Below are 22,284 nucleotides of genomic sequence, written 5' to 3'. Positions count from 1 at the left end.
GCGGCGGCACTCGGGTCACAGCAGGTGCGCGGCGTCCCCGAGCACCGGGACCACGCGGCGGGCCAGCGAGCCCACCGCCCCGTCCGCCGTCTCCATGGCCAGCGCCGCCTTCACCACCGCCGCGGTCTGCGCGTCCCTGCCCGCACCCGCCGCGAGCGTCGCGACGAACTGCTCCACGAGCCAGTCCCGCAGCTCGTCGAGCGGCGGCTCCTTGTCCTCGTCGAGCCAGATCAGCGAGGCGGCCTCGACGGCGGTGATCCACATCCGCACGGTCATGCGCAGCCGCGGCCCGGGGTCGCGGACGGCCAGATGATCGAGGATGTGCTGGGCGGCGGCCCGGCGCACCCCGTCCACGATGGCCGTGGTCCGCGACGTCTCCACGACGCTGCCGCCCTGGAGCAGGGCGCTGAACCCGGCGTCGTGCTCGTCGACGAAGGCGAGATAGCGGTCGAGAGCCCGCCCGAGCCGCTGGGTGAGCGGCCCCTGCGGCGGCTCCGCGAAACACTGCTCGAGCTCCTCCGCGGCGGACCGCAGGGCAGCCTCGTACAGCTGCTGCTTGCCGCCCGGGAAGTACCGGTACACCAAGGGCCGTGACACCCCGGCCGCCTCCGCCACGTCGTCCAGCGAGACCTCCTCGGGCGCTCGCTGGGCGAACAGCGACAGCGCCGCGTCGAGGAGCTGGCTGCGCCGTTCCTCGACGCTGAGCCGACGGTATGCGGGGGTGGGCGCCTGCGAGGTCATGTCCGGCAGCGTAACCGGACGGCGACGGACGGCCCTCACGCGCCCGCGACCGCCCCGCGCCCGAGGGCCGGCACGAAGGCCCGGGGCCACCCCGCCTCCCGGACCGCCCGGCCCGAGGCACCGACGCGCGCTGCCCGGCCCCGCCCGGGCGGGCGCCCGGGCGTCGGGAGGGCGGGGGTCAGGCCAGCAGGCCGGACGACTTCCACAGCCGGCGCCCGGCGCCCCGCAGCACGCCGATGTCGTCGAGGAAGTCCGTGAGCCGCTTGGCGCCGGTCTGCATCACCTCGCGGCGGTGGCCACTGGCCTTGACCTGGGCCAACGCCTCGCGCTTGTCGAGTCCGACGTTGGTGTAGACCTCGGGATTGACGAAGGCGACCGAGAAGACGCGCGCGAACTCGCCGGAGGTGAGCCGCGTGAACTCCTGGGACCAGCGCGGGGCGGTCACCATCTGGCGCCGCAGCTCCTCCCGCGCGTAGCGCACGTGCCGGGCCTCCTCCACCACGTGGATGCGGGTGACGCCGCGGACGAGGGTCTGCACCCGCTCGTCCGGGAAGGTCAGCCGCTGCATCCAGTCGAGGATCTCCTCGCCGAGCAGTGTGGCCGTGAAGGAGCCGGGCGTGGTCGAGATGGTCTTGAAGAGCCGCCCGAGGTTCTGATGGGCGCGGCTGACCGGGTAGTACGGTGTCCCGCCGCGGGTGATCAGCCGGGCGAACATCTTCGAGTGCCGGCACTCGTCCTCGATCTCGGTCAGCGCGTAGCGCACGTGCGCGCTCGTCGCCGCCTTGTCGTAGATGTGCCGCACCAGCAGCTGCATGAGGATGATCTCGAACCAGATCCCCAGCGAGGCCAGGGCCGCCGCCTCGTGCTGCGAGAGCGCGATCCGCTGCTCCTCGCTCATCCGCCGCCACAGCGGGGTGTCGTACAGGGACACCAGCTCCGGGGGCCAGAACCACTTGCCCTCCTCGAAGGGCGCCTCCCAGTCCAGCTCCTTGTCCGGATCGAAGGAGTGCTTGGCGGAAGAGTCGAGCAGCCGCTCGGCCACCTGTTCCCGGTCCTTGAGCCGACCGAGCGCGTCGCGGAGACCATCGAGTGCGTCTTCCGTCACCGTCGTCATGACTGTTCCCACCTCGTCGTACGGGATCTACAGGAGTTACCGGCGGTCACTCCTTATGAGACTGCTTGTCAGCAAGCTCGTCAATCCCCTGCGCGCGACTTGTTGACGACGCGTCTACCCCGTGTGAGCCTGCGATGTATGTCCACTCATGAGCTGTACGCGAAGGACGCGGGGGATCCCCACTGGGAGGTTCCGGCCTCCGGGGCGGCACGTTTCAGCTGGGAGTACGACGACGGTCGCGACCGGCTGCTCGCCCTCTACCAGAAGGGCAAGGACAAGCAGTGGGACGGCCAGAAGCGCATCGACTGGGCGCTGGAGGTCGACCCGCACGACCCGCTGGGCACCCCCGACGAGTCGATGACGCTGTACGGAACCCCGTACTGGGCGAAGCTCACCGACCGGGACAAGGGCGAACTGCGCATGCACTACGCCTCCTGGCAGTTCAGTCAGTTCCTGCACGGCGAACAGGGCGCGATGGTCTGTGCGGCGCGCATCGTCGAATCGGTCCCCGACCTCGACGCCAAGTTCTACTCGGCCACGCAGACGATGGACGAGGCCCGGCACGCGGAGATCTACGCGCGCTTCCTGCACGAGAAGATCGGCATGCTCTACCCGATCAACGACAACCTCCAGGCGCTCCTCGGCGACACCCTTCGCGACTCCCGCTGGGACATGCCGTACCTCGGGATGCAGGTCCTGATCGAGGGGCTGGCCCTCGCCGCCTTCGGCATGATCCGCGACACCACCGACAAGCCCCTGCCGCAGCAGATCCTCGCCTACGTCATGCAGGACGAGGCCCGCCACGTCGCCTTCGGCCGCATGGCCCTGCGCGACCACTACCGGCAGCTCTCCGACGCCGAACTGCGCGAGCGCGAGGAGTTCGTCATCGAGGGCTGCTACCTGATGCGGGACCGGCTGCGCGGCACCGAGGTCCTGGAGAACTTCGGCATCCCGAAGGCCGAGGCCGAGGAGTTCAGCGAGCAGTCCGAGTTCCTGCACCTGTTCCGCCGGCTGCTCTTCAGTCGCATCGTCCCCTGCGTCAAGGACATCGGCCTGTGGGGCAAGCGCCTCCAGCAGGCCTACGTCGGCATGGGCGTCTTCGAGATGGGCGACTCCAACCTGGACCTGCTGATGGCCCAGGACGAGGAGATCGCCGAACAACTCGACGCGCGACGGTTCGCCGAGGAGGAGAGGGAACGCGTCGCCGAGGTGGCGGACGCCGTCGAGCAGGGCGCGCAGTCCTGACCGGCCGGACCGGCCCGGTCCCGGCCGGCCTGATCCGAACGAAACCCCCTAGCCCTGCGGAGGGAACGACGTCCGCAGGGTGAACGCGTGCGCCGTCGGCCCGTGCTCGCGCAGGTGGAGGAGACGGTCCTCGGCCTCCCGCACGGTCGGCCGGTGCCCCGCCGGGACCCACCACAGCGCCGTCACCGCCTCGTCGAGGCGTTCGAACCACTCGCGGCGGCGGGCCAGCAGCTCACGGTGCTGCCCCTGGTACATGAACGCGGTCAGCGCGTTCGTGTCGCGCCAGGTGGACATGTTGACGATCAGCCAGTCGTCCCCGAACACGGGGACGTCCGTCGCGTTGCCCGACTCGCTCCGCAGCCGCCAGACGAAGCCGTCCGCCGCGTCCGCGACGGCGTTCACGGGGTCGAGCGCCTCCACGAAGTCCTTCAACCGAGCTGAGTCCAAAGGGGCTTTGAGGCGGGCGATGTTCACCTGGGCGAGCTCGTGCACGGCAGGGGACTGAGTCATGACCGAACGTTAGGTCGGCGTGGGCGCCGGGCGACACCCCCGTCTCAGAACCCGAGCACCGCCCTCATCACCGCCTTGGCGATCGGCCCCGCGTTCCCGCCGCCGCTGATCTCCCCGCGGTCGGCGGCCGCGTCCTCGACGACGACCGCGACGGCCACCGCCGGCTCCAGCGAGTCCTCTGCCTGCGCCCAGGAGATGAACCATGCGTAGGGCACCCCGGAGTTGCCGATCCCGTGCTGGGCGGTGCCGGTCTTGCCGCCGACGGTGGCGCCTCGGATGGCGGCGTTCCTGCCGGTGCCCTCGCGCACGACGTCGGTCATCAGCTCGCGCATCTGCTGCGCGGTCGCCGGGCTCATCGCCTGGTGCAGGGTCCGCTGCCCGGTCGTGGCGATCGTGCGGCCCCCCTGCGTGGTCGTCCGCTCCACCAGGTACGGCGCCTTGACGGAGCCGCCGCCCGCGACGGCCGACGAGATCATCGCCATCTGGAGGGGAGTCGCCCGGGTGTCGAACTGCCCGATGGAGGAGAGCGCCAGCTGCGCCCTGTCGAGCGTCAGGTCGAAATTGCTGGGCGAGACGGAGAACGGGATCTTCAGCTTCGGGTCGTTGAAGCCGAAGTTCGCCGCCGCCGCCGTCATGTCGCCGAGGCCGATGTCCACTCCCAGCTTCGCGAAGACCGAGTTGCAGGACCATTCGAAGGCGTACCGCACGGAGGCGTTCTCGCAGCCGTCGACCTCATTGGTGAGCGAGGTCGTCGTGCCGGGGAGCCGGTAGGGGTCGGGCGACTCGGTCGGCGCGTCGAGATCCCTCACCACGCCCGCGTCCAGCGCCGCGGCGGCGGTCACCACCTTGAACGTCGACCCGGGCGGATACGTCTGCCGGATCGCCCGGTTGAGCATCGGCTTGCTCGGCGAGTCGTTCAGCCGGTTCCAGGCCCGCGTCGCCGCAGGGCCCGTCCCGGACAGCTCCGCGGGGTCGTACGACGGCGTGGACACCAGCGCGAGGATCTTCCCCGTGGCCGGTTCGACCGCGGCGACCGCGCCCCGGCGCCCGGCGAGACCGTCGTACGCCGCCCGCTGGGCCGCCGAGTTCAAGGTGGTGACGATCTTTCCGCCGGGGTTCTGGGCGCGGGTGACGTCGTTCCACAGGGGGAGCGGTGCGAGCATCGGGTCGGTGCCGGAGAGGATCTCGTCGCCCGCGTTCTCCAGGAACGTCGTCCCGTACAGCTGGGAGGCGAAGCCGGTGACGGGCGCGTACAACGGGCCGTCCGTGTACGTCCGTTCGTAGCGCAGTTGCTCGCCCGTGTCCGCGGAACCGGTGACCGTCCTGCCGTCGACGAGGATGTCCCCGCGCGGCTGCTCGTAGCGCGCGATCGCCTGACGGCGGTTCGCCACGTTGTCGTCGTAGGACGAGGCCAGGAAGACCTGGACGCGGGCGGCGTTCACGAGGAGCGCGACGAGCAGCACGGCACACAGCCCGGCGGCCCGGCGGATGTACTTGGTCATGGCGCGACCTCCCGGCCGTTCACGGCGCCGCCGTCCCGTCGTACTGGCTGCGGGCCACGTCGCTGATGCGGATCAGCAGCGCCACGATGATCCAGTTGGTGACGACCGACGAACCGCCCTGCGCGAGGAAGGGCATCGCCATCCCGGTCAGCGGGATCAGGCCGGTCACCCCGCCCGCGATCACGAACACCTGGAGCGCGACGATCGACGCCAGACCGATCGCGAGGAGCCGTCCGAACGGGTCGCGCAGCGCGAGGCCCGCCCGGTAGCCGCGCTCCACGAGCAGGGCGTAGAGCAGGAAGATCGCCGACAGGCCGGCCAGTCCCAGCTCCTCGCCCGCGGTCGCCAGGATGAAGTCCGACTTGGCGGCGAAGCCGATGAGGATGGAGTGGCCGAGTCCCAGACCGGTGCCGGTCACCCCTCCGGCGGCGAACGAGAAGAGGGACTGGGCGAGTTGGTTGGGCCCCTGGCCCGCCTCGATGGAGGCGAAGGGGTGCATCCAGTCCTGCACCCGGCCGTGCACATGCGGTTCGAGGCGGCCGACGGCCATCGCGCCCGCGCAGGCCAGCAGCAGACCGACGGCGATCCAGCCGGTGCGGCCGGTGGCGACGTACAGCAGGATCACGAACAGCCCGAAGAACAGCAGGGACGTCCCCAGGTCCCGCTCCAGCACCAGCACGCCGACGCTCAGCAGCCAGATCGCGACGATCGGTCCCAGCACCCGGCCGGTCGGCAGCTGGAGCCGCTCGAACCGCCAGATCCGGCGGCCCGCGTAGGCGAGCGCGTTGCGGTTGGCGGCGAGGTACCCGGCGAAGAACACCGCCAGCAGCACCTTCGCGAACTCGCCCGGCTGGATGGAGAATCCGGCGATCCTGATCCAGATGCGGGCGCCGTTCACCGCCGGGAAGAAGATCGGCAGGGTCAGCAGGCCCAGCGCGGCGACCACGGAGACGTACGTGTACCGCTGGAGCACCCGGTGGTCGCGCAGGAAGAGCACGGCCGCGATGAAGAACGCGACGCCCAGCGTCGACCAGATCAGCTGGATGGGGGCGGCCTGGTCCGCCGGGGTGTCGAGGTCGAGCCGGTAGATGAGGACCAGTCCGAGACCGTTGAGGAGGACGGCGATGGGCAGCAGCAGAGGATCGGCGTACGGCGCCCGGAACCGCACGGCGACGTGCGCGAGGAGGGCGAGCACGCCGAGCCCGGCGCCGTATCCGGCGGCGCCGGGCGGGACGGTGCCGTTCCGTGCGAGACCCACCGCACAGTAGCCGCACACGCAGAGCAGGACGGCGACGACGATGAGGGTGAACTCGATGCCACGGCGCCGGGGCAGGCGTACGGCCGGGGCGGGCGGGTCCGCCACCACGGTCGTTCCGGGCAGTCCGGGCTGGATCATGTCCGGAACGTAGCAAGCGGTGAACCTGATGTCCCGTTATGTAGTGATAAACGGGCTGTTCCGGTGTACCTCACGGGGGTGCGGTCCCGGTGAGGTACACCGGTCAGCCGGAAATCAGCACCACGGGGGCGTGTCGCCGAAGGTCTCGATGGAACGGGCCGGGGCCCAGGACCAGGTGCCGTCGGCGAGCAGGTACCAGATCGTGTCGCCGTCGACCGGCTCGCCATGGGTCTTGCAGAAGATCCCGACCGGCTCGCCGTGCCGGGCGATACGGACCAGCCGCCCGCCGCGGAACGGGTCGCTGCGCAGCGCCAGCCCGCGGGGAGCGTCGACCCTGCCCCGGATCAAGAACCCCGCGTCGGTGCCGGTGAACCCGAAGCCGAACCCGTCGTCGAAGCCGATGCTGCGCCCGATGCCCGTGTCGAAGGCGGCGCCCGCCTCCAGGCTGCGGTCGACGTCGAGCCCCGAGGCCGTCGCCTCGTCGGCGAGGGCGGGGCCGGCACCGGCGAGGGCGAAGAGGCTCGCGGCGGCGACCGCTATGCCGAGCCTGCTGCACGTGGACCGCAGGAACATGGGGGACTCCTCCGAGTAGGCGCGGATCTGACTTATCGCCACATTAGGAGCGGAGTCGGGCGCACGCAGGTCACGCTGCGCCATCGGGGACCAGGCTGCTCCGTACGGTCGTCCGCCGGGGCCGGGGCCGGGGCCGGGCGCGGGTACGGCGTTCAGGCGGGACCGGACTGAGGGAGCATCAGCGTCGCCACCGCGCCGCCGTCGGGCGCGTTGGCGAACAGCAGCCGGGCGCCCAGCACCTCGGACTGGCCCAGCGCGATCGTCAGCCCGAGCCCGTGCCCCTTCGCCCCGCCCTCCGTGCGGAAGCGCTGCGGCCCGTGCTCCAGCAGGTAGTCCGGATAACCCTCGCCGTGGTCCCGCACCGTGACGACCGGCCCGTCCACCGTCAGCACCACCGGCCCCGCGCCGTGGTTGTGCGCGTTCGCCACGAGATTGCCGAGCACCCGCTCCAGCCGCCGCCGGTCGGTCTCCACCCGCGCGTCCCGTACGACCCTGACCTCGGTGTCCGTCCCCGACGCGCGGACCACCCGCTCGGCCAGCGGGGCGAGCTGCTCCGAGTCCAGGTCGAGACGTTCGCTGCGGGCGTCCAGGCGGGAGATCTCCAGCAGGTCCTCGGTGAGCGTGCGCAGTGCCGCCACCCGGTCGCGCACCAGCTCCGTCGGCCGTCCCGGCGGCAGCAGTTCGGCCGCCGCGTGCAACCCGGTCAGCGGGGTGCGCAGTTCGTGCGCCACGTCGGCGGTGAAGCGCTGCTCGCTCAGCAGCTTGCTCTGGAGCGACGACGCCATGGTGTCGAGGGCTCCCGCCACGGCGGCCACCTCGTCCTGCGGGCGCGTGGGGTCCTGCGCGCACGGGTCGTTCACGCGGGCGTCCAGATCGCCCGCGCTGATCCGCCGCGCCACCAGCGCCGTCGCGTGCAGCCGCCGTGTCACCCGCGTCACCGCGAACGCGCCCACCAGCAGCGTCGCGCCGATCGCCAGCGCCGACGACCACACGATCGACCGGTCCAGCGTCTCGATGGTGTGGGCGCCCTGCGCGTAGTCGTACTGGACGGCGAGCGCGCGTCCTCCGTCCACCGGCCCGGCCGCCCACATGGTGGGGTGCGCCGTCCGGTCGGCGACCATCGTGCCGCGCTTCCCGCCCGCCGCCAGCGCGCGCAGCGTGACCGGCAGCCCGGGCGGGTCGACGCCCGCGCCGGCCGGCAGCCGGTCACCCGCCTCGTACGCGGCCGTCACGTCCGTGAGCCGGTCGAGCGCGCGCCCGCGTGCCTCGCCGACCGTCTGATTGGTCACCGAGACGTGCACGAGGATCCCGAGGAGCGCGGCCAGGCCGCAGCACATCACCGTGATGAAGGCGGCCGCCTTCCAGGTGAGGGTGGCGGTCCAGCGCGGCAGACGCAGGAGAGGCCGCCTCATGAGGCCCTCGCGGAGGGCGCGGACGTACGTGCCGCCGCGGACGGCGCGGGCGGGCGTGCCGATCCGGACGGCGAGAACGACGGCGCCGACGCGGACGGAAGGGCCGAGGGTGTGGCGGAGGGCGTGGCGGAGGGCGTGGGTGTGGCGGTCCCGGTGGGAGGCCCGACGCGGAGGATCTCGTCGCGCGTCGCCAGCATCGCGTTCTGGTGCGGATCCCAGCTCCAGACCGTGCGGAACTCGTAGCCCGGCAGTGTCGACGGCGAGCGGATGATCACCTCGCGGCCCGCGAGCTCCACGCTGACCACCCTGTCCGAGGTCCCCATCACCTGCACCAGCCTGTGGTCCAGGAACGTGTAGACGCGCACCGCGAGCTGGTCCGCGGGGAAGCGGATGCCGAGCACCATGTCGTCCTTGCCGTCACCGGTCAGATCGCGGTAGTACGCCTGGAGGACCGGGCACTTCTCGCCGGTCGAGCCCTCCTTGCCGCAGTCCTTCAGCCGGTCGGCCGTCTGCGCGTACGTCGCGTGCGGACCGCTGTACTCGGCCGGGTGCGCGGCGACCTCCGCGCGCACCACGGCGAGCGGGTCCACCTTGTGGATGTCGTCGCCGGGCGCCGTGATGCCCTTGACCGTCTCGGTGTCGGCCTCCCCGTAGTCGATGGCGGGGGTGGAGGCCGGCGGCAGCTCGGGCCACAGTCGGGTCGGGCCGACGGCGGTGGGCGTCGCGCCCGCGCCGCGCAGGTCGCCGGAGTCGCCGCAGCCCGCCAGCGCCGCCACCAGCAGGGCGCTCGCGGCGGCGGCACCGAGGGCTGTGCGCGCACGGCGGCTGTGGATCACTGCACTCCCGCGTCCGGGCCACCCCGGCCCGCAGGCGCTCCGGCACGGGGGCGGCGTGGAAGAACGATGTCGTCGAAGCGGTGACCGTCCGCGACCGGTTCGCGACGGGTGTGCGGACGCGGCGCGGGACGATCGGTCGCCGTATACACCTTATTCGTATGGAAGTCCTTTTTGTTCACTTGCTGGGCTGTGCCGCCGTCCCGTGGGCCGCACCCGTCCGCTCGTGGGCCGTGCGCCGCTGCCGGGTGGTGTGGCCGTCCCACGGCGGCATCGGGGTCGCTGCCGGCCGGGCCACGAGCGGTCTTCGTGGATGTCCCGTGGGCGCGGCCGCGGGCGAGCCTCCCGTCGGCTCACGGCTCAGCGAGCTCCTCCAGCAGCCGGGCGGTGGCGAGCCCGGCGCGCAGGTACTCCTCGAAGAGCTCGTTGTGCAGCGCCCAGGGCGAGCGCCGGCTCCGTATCAACCGGATCGCCTCGTCGGTGGAGTGCCCGGCCAGGACGAGCGCGTGCGCCACGACCAGGCCCGAACGGTTGTAGCCGTGGTAGCAGCGGACCAGGACCCGGCGCCCCGCCTCCAGCGCGTCGTCCGCCGCCTGGGCGAGCCGGATCACGCCCGCCAGCTGCGTACCGTCGAGGGGGCCGTCCGGAATCGGCCATACATGGTGCTCTATCCCCGGGTCCGGCCCGTGCCCCGGCAGCCGCAGCAGCGTGAGCACGAGGTCGAACTCGTCGTGCACGACGGCGAATTCCGGCTGCCCGGCGCGGCCCGCGAACGCGTGCCCGCCCATCCACAGGCCGGGCACGATCTCGCTCCACGGGCTGTCCGGAGCCGGTACATCGGGTTGTGTCCTGCGGGTCCGCAACGGCGCCTCCCACCCAACTCCCCAGCTGTCCACAAAGGTATCCGGGTTCTTGCCCCTGGAGCACCCCGCCTGTTCCCATGGTCAAGGGGTGATGGTGCATGAAAGGACTGCGCGTCGTACCGACCTGGCGGCACGGTCAGGAGCGGCTGTACGTGTGCCTGACGGACGGCAGGAACGTCGCCTGGTACGACCGCGAGACGGCCCGGGTCAACCTGCTCGACGAGGACCGGCGCGAGGACGTGCTCGACGCGCTCGGCCCGTTCCTGGCCGGCCCCGTGACGGTGGGCCCGCCGCCCGTCCCGACCCCGGCCGAGCTGGCCCGGCTGACCCTGCACCCCGACGACGACCTCGCGCCCAACCGGCCCGGCGAGGCGCTGGTGGTCGCCCTCGACCGCGACCCCGGCCCGCCGCGCCGCCTGCGGCCCGACCCGCGGCGCCGCGCGCTCGCCGCCGAGCAGACGGTCGGCGAGGCCCTGGACCGCATGGAGGGCGCGGGGTGGCACACCCTCCACTCCGTGCCCCTGCCCGGCGGCGAACGCATCCACCACCTGGTCGTCGGCCCGGCCGGCATCTTCGCCGTGCGCACCCTCTACGCGCGCAAACAGCGCGTCCTCGTCACCGACCCCATGGTCACCGTCGGCCGTCACGAACCCCGTCCGCTGCTGCGCCGGCTCCGCGCGGACGCCGACCGCGCCGCGTACGCGCTGACCGCCGAGGTCCACCCCGTGCTGGCCGTGGCGGGCCCCGCCACCCTGGACGTCGTGGCACCACCGCGGGAGATCCGCATCCTCCAGGACGTCGACCTGCCGAACCTGGCCCGACTCGGCGGCGTCCTGAAGCCGGCCGACGTCGAGGCCCTCCACGCCATGGCCCGCGACCGCCACACCTGGCTGAGGGTCTAGGGCGGCGAAGCGCCGCCCCGGGCCGTCACGGCACCGCGGGCCCCGGGCCGTCACGGCAGAGCGGCCGCCCGCCCCGCGTCGAACAGGGGTGCCAGCAGATCCCCGTACCGCTCCAGCCTCGGCACGACGTCCGGAGCGAGGAAGGCGAGCTGTGAGGCCCGCGTGCAGGACGCGACCTCGTCCCACGTCACCGGCGTGGACACGGTGGGCTCGGGCCGCGCCCGCAGCGTGTACGGCGTCGCCGTGGTCTTGCGCGCCGCGTTCTGGCTGAAGTCGACGAACACCTTCCCCGGCCGCAGGTTCTTCGTCATGCGGTGCGTGACCCGCCCCGGCATCGCCCGCTCGGCCTCGACGGCGAGTCCCTTCGCGTACGCGCTGACGTCCTCGGACGGCGTCGGCGTGACGGGGGCGAGCAGATGCAGCCCCTTCGCCCCGGACGTCTTCGCGTACGCCTCGATCCCGTCCTCGCCCAGCCGCCCCCGCAGCCACAGGGCCACCTCGCAGCACTCGACCACCGTCGCCGGCGCCCCCGGGTCCAGATCGAGGACGAGCCGGTCGGCGATCCCGGGCGTGCCGATGGTCCACTGCGGCGTGTGGAACTCGGCCACCAGGTTCGCCGCCCACATCAATGAGGCGAGGTCCTGGACCAGGACCATACGGGCGGGCCCCTCCATGCGCGGCACCTCGGCGGTCGTGACCCAGCCGGGCGTACCCGGCGGCACGTTCTTGGTGAAGAAGACCTGGCCCCCGGGCCCGTCCGGGTAGCGCAGGAAGGAGACCGGCCGGTCGCGCAGGTGGGGGAGCAGGGCGTCCGCCACTGTCGCGCAGTAGTGCAGCGCCTCGCCCTTGGTGAAGCCGGTGGCGGGATAGAGGACCTTCTCCAGGTTGCTGAGCGCGAGCCTTCGCCCCTCCACCTCCGTGATCGGCGTCATACGATGAGAATCCCACGAAACCGGCTGATATCGGATATCGATCGGAAGGATGCCGCACGTGCGATCCATCTGGAACGGCGCCATCTCCTTCGGCCTGGTCAGCATCCCCATCAAGCTCGTGAACGCCACGGAGAGCCACTCGATCTCCTTCCGCCAGATCCACACCGACGACGGCGGCAGGATCCGCTACCGCAAGGTCTGCGAACTGGAGGACCGCGAGGTCACGACCCCGGAGATCGGCAAGGCGTACGAGGACGCCGACGGCACGCTCATCCCGATCACGGACGAGGACCTGGCCTCACTGCCGATCCCCACCGCCAGGACCATCGAGATCGTCGCCTTCGTGCCGGCCGACCGGATCGACCCGCTCCAGATGGACACCGCGTACTACCTCTCCGCCAACGGCGTGCCCGCCGCCAAGCCGTACACCCTGCTGCGCGAGGCCCTGAAGCGCAGCAACAAGGTCGCCATCGCCAAGTTCGCCCTGCGCGGGCGCGAGCGGCTGGGCATGCTGCGGGTCGTCGACGACGTCATCGCCATGCACGGCCTGCTCTGGCCGGACGAGATCCGCGCGACGGACGAGGTCGCCCCGGACACCGGTGTCACCGTCCGCGAGCAGGAACTGGACCTCGCCGACGCACTGATGGACACCCTCGGCGAGGTCGACCTCGAAGACCTGCACGACGACTACCGCGAGGCCGTCGAGGAACTCATCACCGCCAAGGCGTCCGGCGCGGAGGCACCCAGCGTGCCCGAGCGCGAGGCGGGCGGCGGCAAGGTGCTGGACCTGATGGCCGCGCTGGAGAAGAGCGTGCGCGCGGCCAAGGAGTCGCGGGGCGAGGCAGCCGGCGGGGAAACGGGCGGGGGAGCGGGTGCGGCGGAGGCGGGCGGCGAGGCGGAGGTCACCCCGCTCCCGGCCCGCCGCAAGTCCGCCCGTACGGCCCCCAAGGAGGTCGGCGGCAAGAAGTCCACGTCGACGAAGCGGACGGCGGCCAGGAAGACCACGGCCCAGAAGTCGGCGGCGCACAAGTCGACGGCCCAGAAGACGGCCGGCCAGAAGACGGCGTCCGGCACGGCGTCCAAGAGCACGGCCAAGAGCACGTCCAAGACCGCCAAGAGCACCGGCAAGGAGGCGGCGGCCAAGAAGACCGCCGCCAAGAAGACGGCCGCGAAGAAGACGACGGGACGCAAGCGGGCGTCCGCCTGAGGGCGAGGTCGACGGGGGCGGCGTCCTCGACGGCCTCGGCGGGCGCCCCGCCCTCGGACTACACGGGTCCGGCCGGTTCGACGGGCCCGAGGTCAGGCGGTGCGGCGCAGGGCCAGTACCGCGTTGTGACCGCCGAAGCCGAAGGAGTTGCTGAGCGCCAGGTCGCCGAGGGCCGGAAGGGCACGGGGAGCCTTCGTCACCACGTCCAGTTCGATGGCGTCGTCCTGCTCCTCGCAGCCGATGGTCGGCGGGATCAGGCCGTGATGGAGCGTGAGGACGGTGGCCACCGCCTCCACCCCGCCCGCCGCGCCCTGGAGATGACCGAGGTGACCCTTGAGCGCGGTCACCGGGACGTCCCCGCCCAGTACGGCACGCAGAGCGCTCGCCTCGGCGAGGTCGCCGTCGGTGGTGGCGGTGGCATGGGCGTTGACGTGCACGACGTCCACCGCGTGGGCGCCCGCGTCCCGCACCGCCCGGCGCAGCGCGAGCGCGACACCACTGCCCGACGGGTCCGGCGCCGCCATGTGGTGCGCGTCGGCCGACAGCCCCCAGCCGGCGGCCTCGCAGTAGATCCGCGCGCCCCGCGCCCGCGCGTGCTCCTCGGACTCCAGCAGCAGGAAGCCGGCCCCCTCGCCGTTGACGAAGCCGTCACGGTCCTTGGCGAAGGGCCGCGACGGGCTGATGACACCGAGCTCGTGCGTGGACAGGGCGCGCATCGCCGCGAACGAGGCCATGATCGCCGGGGTGACCACGGCCTCGGCGCCACCGGCGAGGGCCACGTCGACGTGCCCGTACCGGATGCGGTCGATGGCCTGCCCGATGGCCTCGGTGCCGGACGCGCACGCGCTGGTCACCGTGCGGGCCTCGCCCGTGATCCGCAGCGCGAGCGACACCTGGGACGCGGCCTGCGAGGGCACCGTCATCGGCGTGGTCAGCGGTGACACCGCACGCGGCCCCTTGTCGCGCAGCTTGCGGTCGCCGCCGACCAGCACGGATGCGTCGCCGAGGATGGCGCCGACGCTCACACCGACGCGCTCGGGGTCCAGCCCGCTCTCGGCCGTGCCGGCCACGTCGAACCCGGCGTTCTGCCACGCCTCGCGCGCGGCGAGCACCGCCAGCTGGGCGGCGCGGTTCATCCGCCGCGCCTGCGGCCGCGGCAGCAGCCCGGCCGGGTCGACGGGGACGCTGCCCGCCACCCGCACGGGCAGTTCGGCGAACTCCTCGCCCTCCAGCTCCCGTATCCCGCAGCGGCCTTCCACCAGCCCCTGCCAGAGCTCGTCGACGCCGATGCCGAGCGGCGTGACGGCACCCAGGCCGGTGACGACGACCCGCCGGGGCGCGCCGGCCCCGCTCGCCGCGTCGCGCCGCGGCCGGGGGAAGTGCCGTACGACACAACCGTCCTGGGCGGCGGCGTCGAGACGCTCGCGCAGCACGGCGTCCGGCACCGGCTCCTCGGCCCGGCTCTCCAGATCCTGGTGCCACCGGCCCCACCGACGGGTGTACGACTCCTCGACGGCCCGGGGGTCGACGGTGCGCAGCGAGGTGACGCGGTCGCCGTCACGGAACTCCACCTCGGTGAGATCGACCGACGCGATCCGCGGAATCCCGGAGACGTCCATGCGCCGACAGGCCACCGTCACCCGGTGCCCGCGCTCGAGCGCCTGATCGTGATCCATTCCCCCGAGGGGCGGCCGCAGCGTGAGCCGAATGGTGTCCGGGCTTTCCGGAAGTGTGTGCATGACCACATGCCACTTTTCCTCTGCCACTTCTTGTTCCGAGAGGGCGAGGAGATCACCGGGAATCACTTCGGCGACGGTGACGGCGTGAGGCTGTACGGGGACGTCGAACGAATCGCGCATGGCGGAGCCTTCGGTGCATGGGGGGAATGTCGGCATCAACTGTCGACGACAATTCGCCAGTTGCCTAGGTTTCCGTGCCCGGTAGTGCGCAACGTCACGAATGCCGCGAACTCGATTCCCGTACCGCCAAGGACGCCGAAGTACCGCATGGAATATGCCAATGACATATGTTCAAGCGGCCCGCAATTCCGCACCTGCCCGCAGATCCCACAGAAACTGAATTACCACCGCTATGTACGGTCGGGGCATCTCACCGTACGACTCACGGACACAGCGTCATCTCCACCTATTGCACCCGGAGTTGGAGACTGATGGGAGAAGTCCACACCCTGCGCCAGTGCCACCCGCCCCGAATAGTTCATCGTGTTGGTCGCCCGGCGCATGTACGCGCCAGTTGCTGACCTTGAGGAAGTCCGCCGGCCCCGACCGAACGACCGACCACGAGGCCCCGACCACGGTCACGGTGAGGACACGAAGCCGCGGCTCGGCCATCAGCGCGCGGGCAGGCAGCTCCCGGGTCACCAGGTCCCTCAGCCGGGCCTCGATTCTTTCGGGCAGAGTGTCGAGCATGGGGCGCGTTGCTCCGGGAGGCGCGCACCCAGGTGCCGCACTTGCCGTCCCACGACTCCAGCGACGACCGGGGGTTGCCGGGGGCCCATGCGGCCGGCACCCGGGGCGCGGACGACCTACCGGCTCCGGTAATGCCGACGATCACGATGTGCGGCGCCGGATCGACCCGCTCGAACCAGCCCCCTGGCCCGGCGGGCCACTCGGACGTAGGGACGGATCCGGCTGTCCGGGCTCCAGGAGAACAGGGGGGATCCGGAGCGAATCCCGCGTGGCCGTCAGAATCCGTTGTTGGGGGTGCGTGTTTCGCCTGCCGCACCGCACCGACCTCTCCGTCTCCCGGGAGGCGGAGATTGTCTGATACCCCATTGTGATTCGCGGGTGTACAACCCCGTGTGGATGCCGGCTGTCTGTAAGGCGCTGGAGGTGATCCTTTGGTGCTTTTCCGTAAGGAGATTGGGGATCAGGTGGGGAAGCAGGTCTGGAGAGTCGTCGTGGCCGGTGGAGCGGCGGCGATGTTCACGGCCGTGGCCGCGGTGCCGGCCGGAGCGGCCGAGGGTGGGGTCTCGTTCACCCGTGTCCAGGTGAACGGCGGCAAGTCGATTGTGATCGGGGTGTCGAAGGAGGTCGCGGTGCCCGCCTCCTTCCGGATGGCGACCACTCACAAGTGGAAGTGGCCGGCGGTGTTCCTGTACCGCAGTGGTGCGGGTGATCGGCTGTGGCACGCCGTCGAGACGAGCGACTGCATCAAGGTGAGCTCGGGCGTCTGCGACTTCAACGAGACGATGTACTTCGACCCGAGCGTGTGGGACATGCGTAACAGCGAGGCCGGGGCCTGGAAGGTCGGCGCCGAGGTGTACTTCGAGGGCGGCGGTGGTGACACCGACGACAAGGGTCTGACGGTCCACGTCAAGCGCAACTCCCGCCTGACCGTCAACGCCTCGCCCGAACCGGTGTCCAAGGACAAGACCATCACCGTGACCGGAAAGGTCACGCGGGCCAACTGGGAGACCAGGAAGTACGCCTCCTACGAAGGCCGCCTGGTGAGCCTGCAGTTCAAGCCCACCGGCACCGCCTCCTACACCACGGTGAAGAAGGTGTACGCGAACGGCTCGGGTGATCTCAGGACGACCGTGAAGGCCTCCAAGACGGGTACGTGGCGCTGGGTGTACTACGGCAACACCACCACCGGGCCGTCGACGTCGTCCGGGGACACCGTCGTGGTGAAGTGATGCCCGCGGTGCCGGCGGGCTGCTGGGGACCGAGGCGGCGGTAGCGGCTGCGACGGTCAAGGTGTCGGGTCCGCCGCGATCGCGGCGGACCCGACACCTTGCGTCCTGGCCGACCGCGAGCAGCCGTGCGCGGGCCTCAGCGCAACGTGAGCCAGCGCGCCGTGCGGACCATGAGGCCGGTCACCGCTCCGGTGCATCGGCTTGGCTGTGTGCGTCTGACAGGCGCGGGCGCGGTGCCATCGACATTGACGGTGGGCATGCGAGCATCGGGGGCATGCTCACAGGCGCACACGTGATCCTCTACTCCCAGGATGCCGAGGCCGACCGGGCCTTTGTCAAAGACGTCCTCGGCTTCGCCCACGTTGATGCGGGACATGGCTGGCTGATCTTCAAGCTGCCGCCCGCCGAGGTCGCCGTGCACCCCACCGATGGCGCGCCGAAGCATGAGTTCTACCTGATGTGCGATGACCTGGACGCCGTATGCGCCCAGCTCGCAGAGCGCGGAGCGGAGCTCACCGGCGAGGTGACCGAAGAGCGGTGGGGACGCCTCACCGCCGTACGCCTCCCCAGCGGCAGTGAACTGCCCCTCTACCAGCCGCTGCACCCCGTCGCGCACAGCCTCGACTGAACCTCCGCCACTACCTCGTCACCGCCGGTAATGCGCCGGCACCTCCGCCTTCAGTCACGTGGACACCTCGCGCGCCCTGGGCCAGTCCACTTCCATCACAGCCCGTCACCGCGCGTTCACTGGCTAAACGCTCGCGCACTGCCGTAGCGGCGGAAGCCGGTTCTGATCAACTGAGGTTCGCTCCATCTGCGGCGCCACTGAGCGTGATGTCGACGGACCTTGCAGCTGAGCCCACGTCCGGGGGACTTTCGGCGTCGGCCATCAAGCCCGGCGGTTAGCGGCGCTTTCGGGCGTCAGCCCGGCTACTGCCTACGCCCGGGCATGCGCCTCGTTCGTTTGGCTGACGACAGCCTGGCCCTCATCGTTCCGAAGCTGCTGGGTGCGGCGGACACGCTGGTGGAGGCGGGCGGGGGGGCGACCAACCCCTTCCTGCGCCGCTCGCCGTGCCGCACGGCGGGCCCGGCTTCCGTCCTGATCAGGGCTGAGCGGTGGCGGCTCAGTGGTGACGGGCTCTGCCCCGTCGAGGGTGACTTCCTGGGGAGGGCGACTCGGGGCCAACGGGGGCGCAAAAGGAGCGGAAGCCATTTATTTCGTGACGTCAGTCACAGTGCTCTACGAATCAACCGGTGCGCTTAGTAGATGAGGCATGGCGTACATCTGAGTATTTGTCCGTCTTGACCTGGATGTGGATCCTGCGGCGTGTGTGGGGAATTCCGCCCAGCCTGCCCGCACGCCCACTGCCGTGCGCTGTAAGGCTTCTGACGCTGTGACAGCTTTTCCTCCTGTCGCCCTGTGGGGACCGGAGGCCCGCGCGCGGTCCTGACGAGGTCCTGAGATCTACGGAGCCACGTAGTAGTGGGACCCATTGCGTGCCTTGTAGGGCCGTTCTAAGAATGTCGACCCACAGGACGTCGCTGCAGTTCGGAACCGGTGTTCACGCCGAGTCGACCGCGCGCTGTGGCGCTCGGCGTCACCGAGTGAGTAGGAGCCCCCCACACATGAAGTCGTCCCGAATGTCTCCGAGAATCCTCGCCCTCGCTCTCGGCCTGGGTCTGGCCTCCAGCGCGCTGGCCGTGGCGGTGCCGGCGAGCGCCCAGCCGGCCGCCACTACCTCCGATTCCGGCGATACCTCCGTGGCGGGGTACGACGGGTCGGCTGGGGAGGCCGCGAACAACAAGGCGTTCTTCGAGGCTGTGCTCAAGTCGGTCGCCGCGAAGAGTGCCGCCCAGCCCAGCGGGCAGGCGGTGACCCTCCACTACGACGCCTCCAAGGCACCGACCTTCCGTTCGCAGATATCGAGCGCGGCCGAGATCTGGAACAGCGCCGAGTCCAACGTGAAGCTCGAGGAGGCTTCGAGCGGTTCGAGCAGCGCCGACTTCTCCTACACCGAGGGCAACGATCCCCGCGGGTCCCACGCCTCCACCGACGGCCACGGAGGCGGCCAGATCTTCCTCGACTACACCCAGAGCCAGCAGTACGACTCGATCCGCGTCGTCACCCACGAGACCGGGCACGTGCTGGGCCTGCCGGACGACTACAGCGGGCCGTGCAGTGAGCTGATGTCGGGCGGCGGCCCTGGCCCGTCCTGCACCAACCGCCAGCCGAACGCCACCGAGCGTGCGCGTGTCGACGAGCTGTGGGCCGGCGGAGGCGCGCAGTCTCCGGGTACGGGGAGCCAGTCCGGTGGCGGTCCGAGTGCTGCACCGTCGGCACCGTCCGTGGCTCCGGGTACGGGGAGCCAGTCCGGTGGTGGCCCGAGTGCTGCACCGTCGGCACCGTCCGTGGCCCCGGGCACAGGGAACCCGTCCGCTGGCGGCCCGAGCGCTGCATGGCCGGGTTGGCCCGGCGGGCCGGGTCACGGTCCGTGGCGTTCGCACCACCGCACGCTCTGGAACTGATCGGGTTCCCAACCGGGAAGCAGTTCGCTGTCGAGGACGGCGGGTGCTGAGATGCTCTGGTCCCCACGCCACTGACTCGCACCCGCCAACCCTCGCACCCCCCCGGAGACGCAATAGCGAGTGAAGGGGGCCTCGCGCAAAAGGATCAATAGGCTCGTTCAGCCACCTCCAGGCCAGTACCCATTCCGTGCCGCCGCCGATCGGCCTTTTCTGCGCACGACCGCCGACCGCACCCATGACGACGCCGATCCGGTCTCGGGCGCTGTCCTTCGCCAGTTCACCGATGCCTGGTCTGGTCTGCTGGTTGCTCGCCATGGAAAGGAGCATCGCGATCTGGGGACCCCCGCCAAAGGCCAGGCTGATTACCCGACTTGGGCAACATTGCCGTAAGTAGAAAACCGGCTACGATGCGTAGCCCTCTCGGTAGGGGCTCGCCAATGCCTGATGCCGACCGGCCTCGGGAACTGCCTGCCAGGCTGCTCGCTGACCCCGAGATGATCAATGCCTGCCGGGTACGGGATTTCGCCAGAGTCTTCCGGTTGGTGAAGACCAGGGCAGGCATCTACCCGTCAATGATCGCCAGGCGCTGCGACCTGACGCCAAGCCGTGTCGGCGAAGTGATCACAGGCCAACCCCAGTTGCAGCATATGGACGTCATCGAGCGCATAGCGGACGGCTTACGCATTCCGGGGCACGTGCTTGGTCTTGCCCGTCGAGGTCGGGAGACGCCACAAGCCCTCCTGGTCACCGAGCGACGCTCGACGTGGGTCTTCCACTCCATACCTGCGGCCCCTCTCGATCGGGTCTCCTGGATCTCAGACCGACAGGGCCTGCGACACGGAAGTCTGAGGGAGGGCTGCGGCAGTGATGCGGCGGATCCCGAGAGGCAGCGAGGGGATGAGCAGCGAACCGCCCTCGGTATCGGCTCCCGGCCAACGGTTGGTTGTCACCGACGGTGTTGTGGGCGGTTGAGCCTGAGCGCGACAGGTCGACGACTGTGATCATCCCGTGTCCGGCCTCCTGGGTCACGTCACATCGTGCCCGGCAGTGCGGACACCTGAGCCCGTCTGGCCGGCCGCAACCATTTCCGCACCTCGCGGGTCACACCTGTGGAGCACGGCGGGCCGGGACCTCCCGGCACAGGGGAAGGTTTCGGTCGGATGGCACGACGATCACGGGTACGCGCGGTCGCGACGGCGGCGGCGGGCGCAGTGGCGCTGGTGGCGGGGGCGTTCGGCACGGGTCCGGCACGCGCCGACACGGCGGACGCCGCACGAGAGATGACGGTCCGGTTCGCCGAGCACGAGCTCTTCATCGGGACGGAGCCGGCGAGCGTGAACCTGTCCTACCGGTGGAAGGTGGCCGGCGGGGGCACGGCACACCACGTCCACCTGACCGTCGACCTGTCCGGAGTGGCCGACTTCGCCGAGCCGGCACCGTCGGAGCACTGCGAGGGCAACCTCTGCACGCTGGACCTGGCGTCCGCCACCTCGGACTTCCACGCCATCACGCTGGTGCCGAAGCCCGGTGCGGCGGTCGGCAGCAGCGGCACCGTGACCGTCTCCGGCACGGCGTCGGACGCCACGGTCACCGGCGACCACCTCACCCTGACCAACGGCAAGACGCAGCTGAAGGTGAGCGCGTCCGCCGAGCAGCTGCACCAGGTGCCGGGCGACATGCTGACCTTTCCGCTCGACGTGTGGAACAACGGCCAACTCCCGGCGGCCAAGGGGGTTCAGCTGCGGATCGACACCACGGCCGGGCTGCACCTCCAGGGCTCCTGGGCCAACTGCCGCGACGTGCCCGCGGGCGACCGCGGGGGGCACATCGTGCGCGAGACCCTGTGCGACTTCCCCACCCCGGTGGAGCCCGGCCGGCAGTACGCGCTGTCGTCGCCACTGCGCGTCAAGGTCGGCGACGAGGCCCTGCGCGACAAGATCTTCTACGAATTCACCCCGCTGACCGACGCCGCCCCGGCGAACGGCCCCGGGACCCCGCTGACCCTGGTCCCGAAGGGCGCGATGCCGTCCGACGGGAACATCGACCCGTACTTCACCACCTACGTCAACAGCGTCAACCACGCCGACTTCGCCGTCACCGGGGACACCGTCACCGGGCGGCGCGGCGGTCACGCCACGCTGCACGCCACGGTGATCGACCGGGGGCCGGCGGTGGTGCAGGACCTCCTCGACGACGACGTCTTCCTCCCGGTCCTCGTCAAGCTGCCGCCGGGCACGAAGGCCACGAAGATCCCGGACAACTGCCAGCCGCCGCCCACGGACGACGGGTCGGACCCCGGCCCCCGGATGGGCCGGTCCTCCTACCAGTGCTACTTCGGCGATCCCGCCCCGGGGGACAGACACGTCCTGTCGTTCACCGTCGCCATCGGCCCCCGTACCCCGGCCGTCTCCACGGGCCAGGTCCGCACGCTGGAGATCATGAAGGGGCTCGACCCCGACGCCTCCAACGACAGCGCGGCGCTGACCCTGCGGCTGGCGCAGGGCGGCTCCGCGGGCGGGGGCACGTCCGGCGGGTCCGGGGGCGGCGGTACGTCCGGCGGGTCCGGGGGCGGCGGTACGTCCGGCGGGTCCGGCTCCGGCGGCGCGGCCGGAGCGTCCGGATCCGTTTCGGGCGGCCCTTCCGCAGGGTCCGGACCGCTGGCCGACACCGGATTCGGCGGCGGCTGGATCGTCTGGGCGGCCGGCGCGCTGTTGCTGGCCGGTGGTGTGGCCGTAGCGCTCTCCCGACGGTCCCGCGGCTGGAACTGACCCGTCGTCCGGGGGTCCGGAGGGGCCCCCGGATGGGGCAGGGACGGAAGCCGTCGGTGATGGTCGCAGCAGCAGGCCGCGCCCACGACGGCATGCTCTACG

Annotated in this window: 18 protein-coding genes and 1 pseudogene; 8 read left to right on the top strand and 11 right to left on the bottom strand. The window is 71.2% G+C overall.

What is annotated here, in order from left to right; genetic code table 11:
- Positions 1-15: 15 nt before the first annotated feature.
- The gene (locus tag ABEB03_RS19480; protein ID WP_345650401.1) at positions 16-741 is read right to left on the bottom strand and encodes a TetR/AcrR family transcriptional regulator; all 726 of its coding nucleotides are present in this window, start codon (positions 739-741) and stop codon (positions 16-18) included.
- Positions 742-919: 178 nt separating this feature from the next.
- Positions 920-1,855 (bottom strand): AurF N-oxygenase family protein, encoded by a 936-nt coding sequence (locus ABEB03_RS19475; protein WP_345650399.1) that lies wholly within the window; start codon positions 1,853-1,855, stop codon positions 920-922.
- Positions 1,856-1,993: 138 nt separating this feature from the next.
- Between ABEB03_RS19475 and ABEB03_RS19470 the strand changes: the two genes are divergently transcribed.
- Positions 1,994-3,100: a ferritin-like domain-containing protein gene (locus tag ABEB03_RS19470; protein WP_345650397.1), complete on the top strand. Its 1,107-nt coding sequence runs from the start codon at positions 1,994-1,996 to the stop codon at positions 3,098-3,100.
- Between the two features lie 48 nt (positions 3,101-3,148).
- On the opposite strand, the gene ABEB03_RS19465 is transcribed toward ABEB03_RS19470, so the two are convergent.
- The 7 genes from ABEB03_RS19465 to ABEB03_RS19435 form a co-directional block, all read right to left on the bottom strand.
- On the bottom strand, positions 3,149-3,610 hold the full coding sequence (locus tag ABEB03_RS19465; RefSeq protein ID WP_345650395.1) for a DUF3291 domain-containing protein: 462 nt from the start codon (positions 3,608-3,610) through the stop codon (positions 3,149-3,151).
- Positions 3,611-3,654: 44 nt separating this feature from the next.
- A complete protein-coding gene (locus ABEB03_RS19460) occupies positions 3,655-5,112 on the bottom strand; it encodes a penicillin-binding transpeptidase domain-containing protein (protein WP_345650393.1) in 1,458 nt (485 codons plus the stop codon).
- Between the two features lie 19 nt (positions 5,113-5,131).
- The gene (locus ABEB03_RS19455; RefSeq protein WP_345650391.1) at positions 5,132-6,508 is read right to left on the bottom strand and encodes an FtsW/RodA/SpoVE family cell cycle protein; all 1,377 of its coding nucleotides are present in this window, start codon (positions 6,506-6,508) and stop codon (positions 5,132-5,134) included.
- Between the two features lie 114 nt (positions 6,509-6,622).
- A complete protein-coding gene (locus tag ABEB03_RS19450; protein WP_345650388.1) occupies positions 6,623-7,123 on the bottom strand; it encodes an SH3 domain-containing protein in 501 nt (166 codons plus the stop codon).
- Between the two features lie 110 nt (positions 7,124-7,233).
- Positions 7,234-8,493 carry an ATP-binding protein gene (locus ABEB03_RS19445; protein ID WP_345650385.1) on the bottom strand — a complete coding sequence of 420 codons (1,260 nt, stop codon included), beginning with the start codon at positions 8,491-8,493 and terminating at the stop codon, positions 7,234-7,236.
- Positions 8,490-9,329 (bottom strand): hypothetical protein, encoded by an 840-nt coding sequence (locus ABEB03_RS19440; RefSeq protein ID WP_345650383.1) that lies wholly within the window; start codon positions 9,327-9,329, stop codon positions 8,490-8,492. Before ABEB03_RS19440 ends, ABEB03_RS19445 begins: the two co-directional genes overlap by 4 nt.
- A 350-nt stretch (positions 9,330-9,679) precedes the next feature.
- Positions 9,680-10,189 (bottom strand): protein-tyrosine phosphatase family protein, encoded by a 510-nt coding sequence (locus ABEB03_RS19435; protein WP_095936628.1) that lies wholly within the window; start codon positions 10,187-10,189, stop codon positions 9,680-9,682.
- 98 nt (positions 10,190-10,287) lie between these two features.
- Between ABEB03_RS19435 and ABEB03_RS19430 the strand changes: the two genes are divergently transcribed.
- Entirely contained in the window at positions 10,288-11,091 is an 804-nt protein-coding gene (locus ABEB03_RS19430; protein WP_345650378.1) for a nuclease-related domain-containing protein, read from the top strand.
- Positions 11,092-11,141: 50 nt separating this feature from the next.
- On the opposite strand, the gene ligD is transcribed toward ABEB03_RS19430, so the two are convergent.
- Positions 11,142-12,023 carry a non-homologous end-joining DNA ligase gene (gene ligD / locus ABEB03_RS19425; protein ID WP_345650375.1) on the bottom strand — a complete coding sequence of 294 codons (882 nt, stop codon included), beginning with the start codon at positions 12,021-12,023 and terminating at the stop codon, positions 11,142-11,144.
- Positions 12,024-12,081: 58 nt separating this feature from the next.
- Between ligD and ku the strand changes: the two genes are divergently transcribed.
- The gene (gene ku / locus ABEB03_RS19420) at positions 12,082-13,230 is read left to right on the top strand and encodes a non-homologous end joining protein Ku (RefSeq protein WP_459115352.1); all 1,149 of its coding nucleotides are present in this window, start codon (positions 12,082-12,084) and stop codon (positions 13,228-13,230) included.
- Between the two features lie 92 nt (positions 13,231-13,322).
- Here the strand turns inward: ku and ABEB03_RS19415 are convergent, their stop codons facing one another.
- Complete coding sequence (locus tag ABEB03_RS19415; protein WP_345650370.1) at positions 13,323-15,089, bottom strand: beta-ketoacyl-[acyl-carrier-protein] synthase family protein; 1,767 nt, start codon at positions 15,087-15,089, stop codon at positions 13,323-13,325.
- A gap of 1,034 nt (positions 15,090-16,123) precedes the next feature.
- On the opposite strand from ABEB03_RS19415, the gene ABEB03_RS19410 reads away from it, so the two are divergent.
- From ABEB03_RS19410 to ABEB03_RS19390, 5 genes and pseudogenes are all read left to right on the top strand, one after another.
- Positions 16,124-16,888, top strand: a complete 765-nt coding sequence (locus tag ABEB03_RS19410; protein WP_345650367.1) for a hypothetical protein — start codon at positions 16,124-16,126, stop codon at positions 16,886-16,888.
- A 274-nt stretch (positions 16,889-17,162) separates the two neighbouring features.
- A complete protein-coding gene (locus ABEB03_RS19405) occupies positions 17,163-17,516 on the top strand; it encodes a VOC family protein (RefSeq protein WP_345650365.1) in 354 nt (117 codons plus the stop codon).
- A 1,013-nt stretch (positions 17,517-18,529) separates the two neighbouring features.
- A complete protein-coding gene (gene snpA, locus ABEB03_RS19400) occupies positions 18,530-19,414 on the top strand; it encodes a snapalysin (protein ID WP_345650362.1) in 885 nt (294 codons plus the stop codon).
- Between the two features lie 437 nt (positions 19,415-19,851).
- Positions 19,852-20,169 (top strand): annotated as a pseudogene (locus ABEB03_RS19395) (helix-turn-helix domain-containing protein); the annotation flags it as partial.
- A 405-nt stretch (positions 20,170-20,574) separates the two neighbouring features.
- Positions 20,575-22,182 carry a hypothetical protein gene (locus tag ABEB03_RS19390; protein WP_345650359.1) on the top strand — a complete coding sequence of 536 codons (1,608 nt, stop codon included), beginning with the start codon at positions 20,575-20,577 and terminating at the stop codon, positions 22,180-22,182.
- Positions 22,183-22,284 lie beyond the last annotated feature (102 nt).

Source organism: Streptomyces siamensis (assembly GCF_039543605.1).
Classification (GTDB): Bacteria; Actinomycetota; Actinomycetes; order Streptomycetales; family Streptomycetaceae; genus Streptomyces; species Streptomyces siamensis.
The sequence above is the reverse complement of the archived record's forward strand: the minus strand, read 5'-3'. Positions and strand labels throughout refer to the sequence as shown.

What these genes read in the sequence shown, in the direction of transcription:
- ABEB03_RS19480 (WP_345650401.1), bottom strand. Translation starts at nt 741, where the DNA reads ATGACCTCGCAGGCGCCCACCCCCGCATACCGTCGGCTCAGCGTCGAG.
- ABEB03_RS19475 (WP_345650399.1), bottom strand. Translation starts at nt 1,855, where the DNA reads ATGACGACGGTGACGGAAGACGCACTCGATGGTCTCCGCGACGCGCTC.
- ABEB03_RS19470 (WP_345650397.1), top strand. Translation starts at nt 1,994, where the DNA reads ATGTCCACTCATGAGCTGTACGCGAAGGACGCGGGGGATCCCCACTGG.
- ABEB03_RS19465 (WP_345650395.1), bottom strand. Translation starts at nt 3,610, where the DNA reads ATGACTCAGTCCCCTGCCGTGCACGAGCTCGCCCAGGTGAACATCGCC.
- ABEB03_RS19460 (WP_345650393.1), bottom strand. Translation starts at nt 5,112, where the DNA reads ATGACCAAGTACATCCGCCGGGCCGCCGGGCTGTGTGCCGTGCTGCTC.
- ABEB03_RS19455 (WP_345650391.1), bottom strand. Translation starts at nt 6,508, where the DNA reads ATGATCCAGCCCGGACTGCCCGGAACGACCGTGGTGGCGGACCCGCCC.
- ABEB03_RS19445 (WP_345650385.1), bottom strand. Translation starts at nt 8,493, where the DNA reads ATGAGGCGGCCTCTCCTGCGTCTGCCGCGCTGGACCGCCACCCTCACC.
- ABEB03_RS19430 (WP_345650378.1), top strand. Translation starts at nt 10,288, where the DNA reads ATGAAAGGACTGCGCGTCGTACCGACCTGGCGGCACGGTCAGGAGCGG.
- ligD (WP_345650375.1), bottom strand. Translation starts at nt 12,023, where the DNA reads ATGACGCCGATCACGGAGGTGGAGGGGCGAAGGCTCGCGCTCAGCAAC.
- ABEB03_RS19415 (WP_345650370.1), bottom strand. Translation starts at nt 15,089, where the DNA reads ATGCGCGATTCGTTCGACGTCCCCGTACAGCCTCACGCCGTCACCGTC.
- ABEB03_RS19405 (WP_345650365.1), top strand. Translation starts at nt 17,163, where the DNA reads ATGCTCACAGGCGCACACGTGATCCTCTACTCCCAGGATGCCGAGGCC.
- snpA (WP_345650362.1), top strand. Translation starts at nt 18,530, where the DNA reads ATGTCTCCGAGAATCCTCGCCCTCGCTCTCGGCCTGGGTCTGGCCTCC.
- ABEB03_RS19390 (WP_345650359.1), top strand. Translation starts at nt 20,575, where the DNA reads ATGGCACGACGATCACGGGTACGCGCGGTCGCGACGGCGGCGGCGGGC.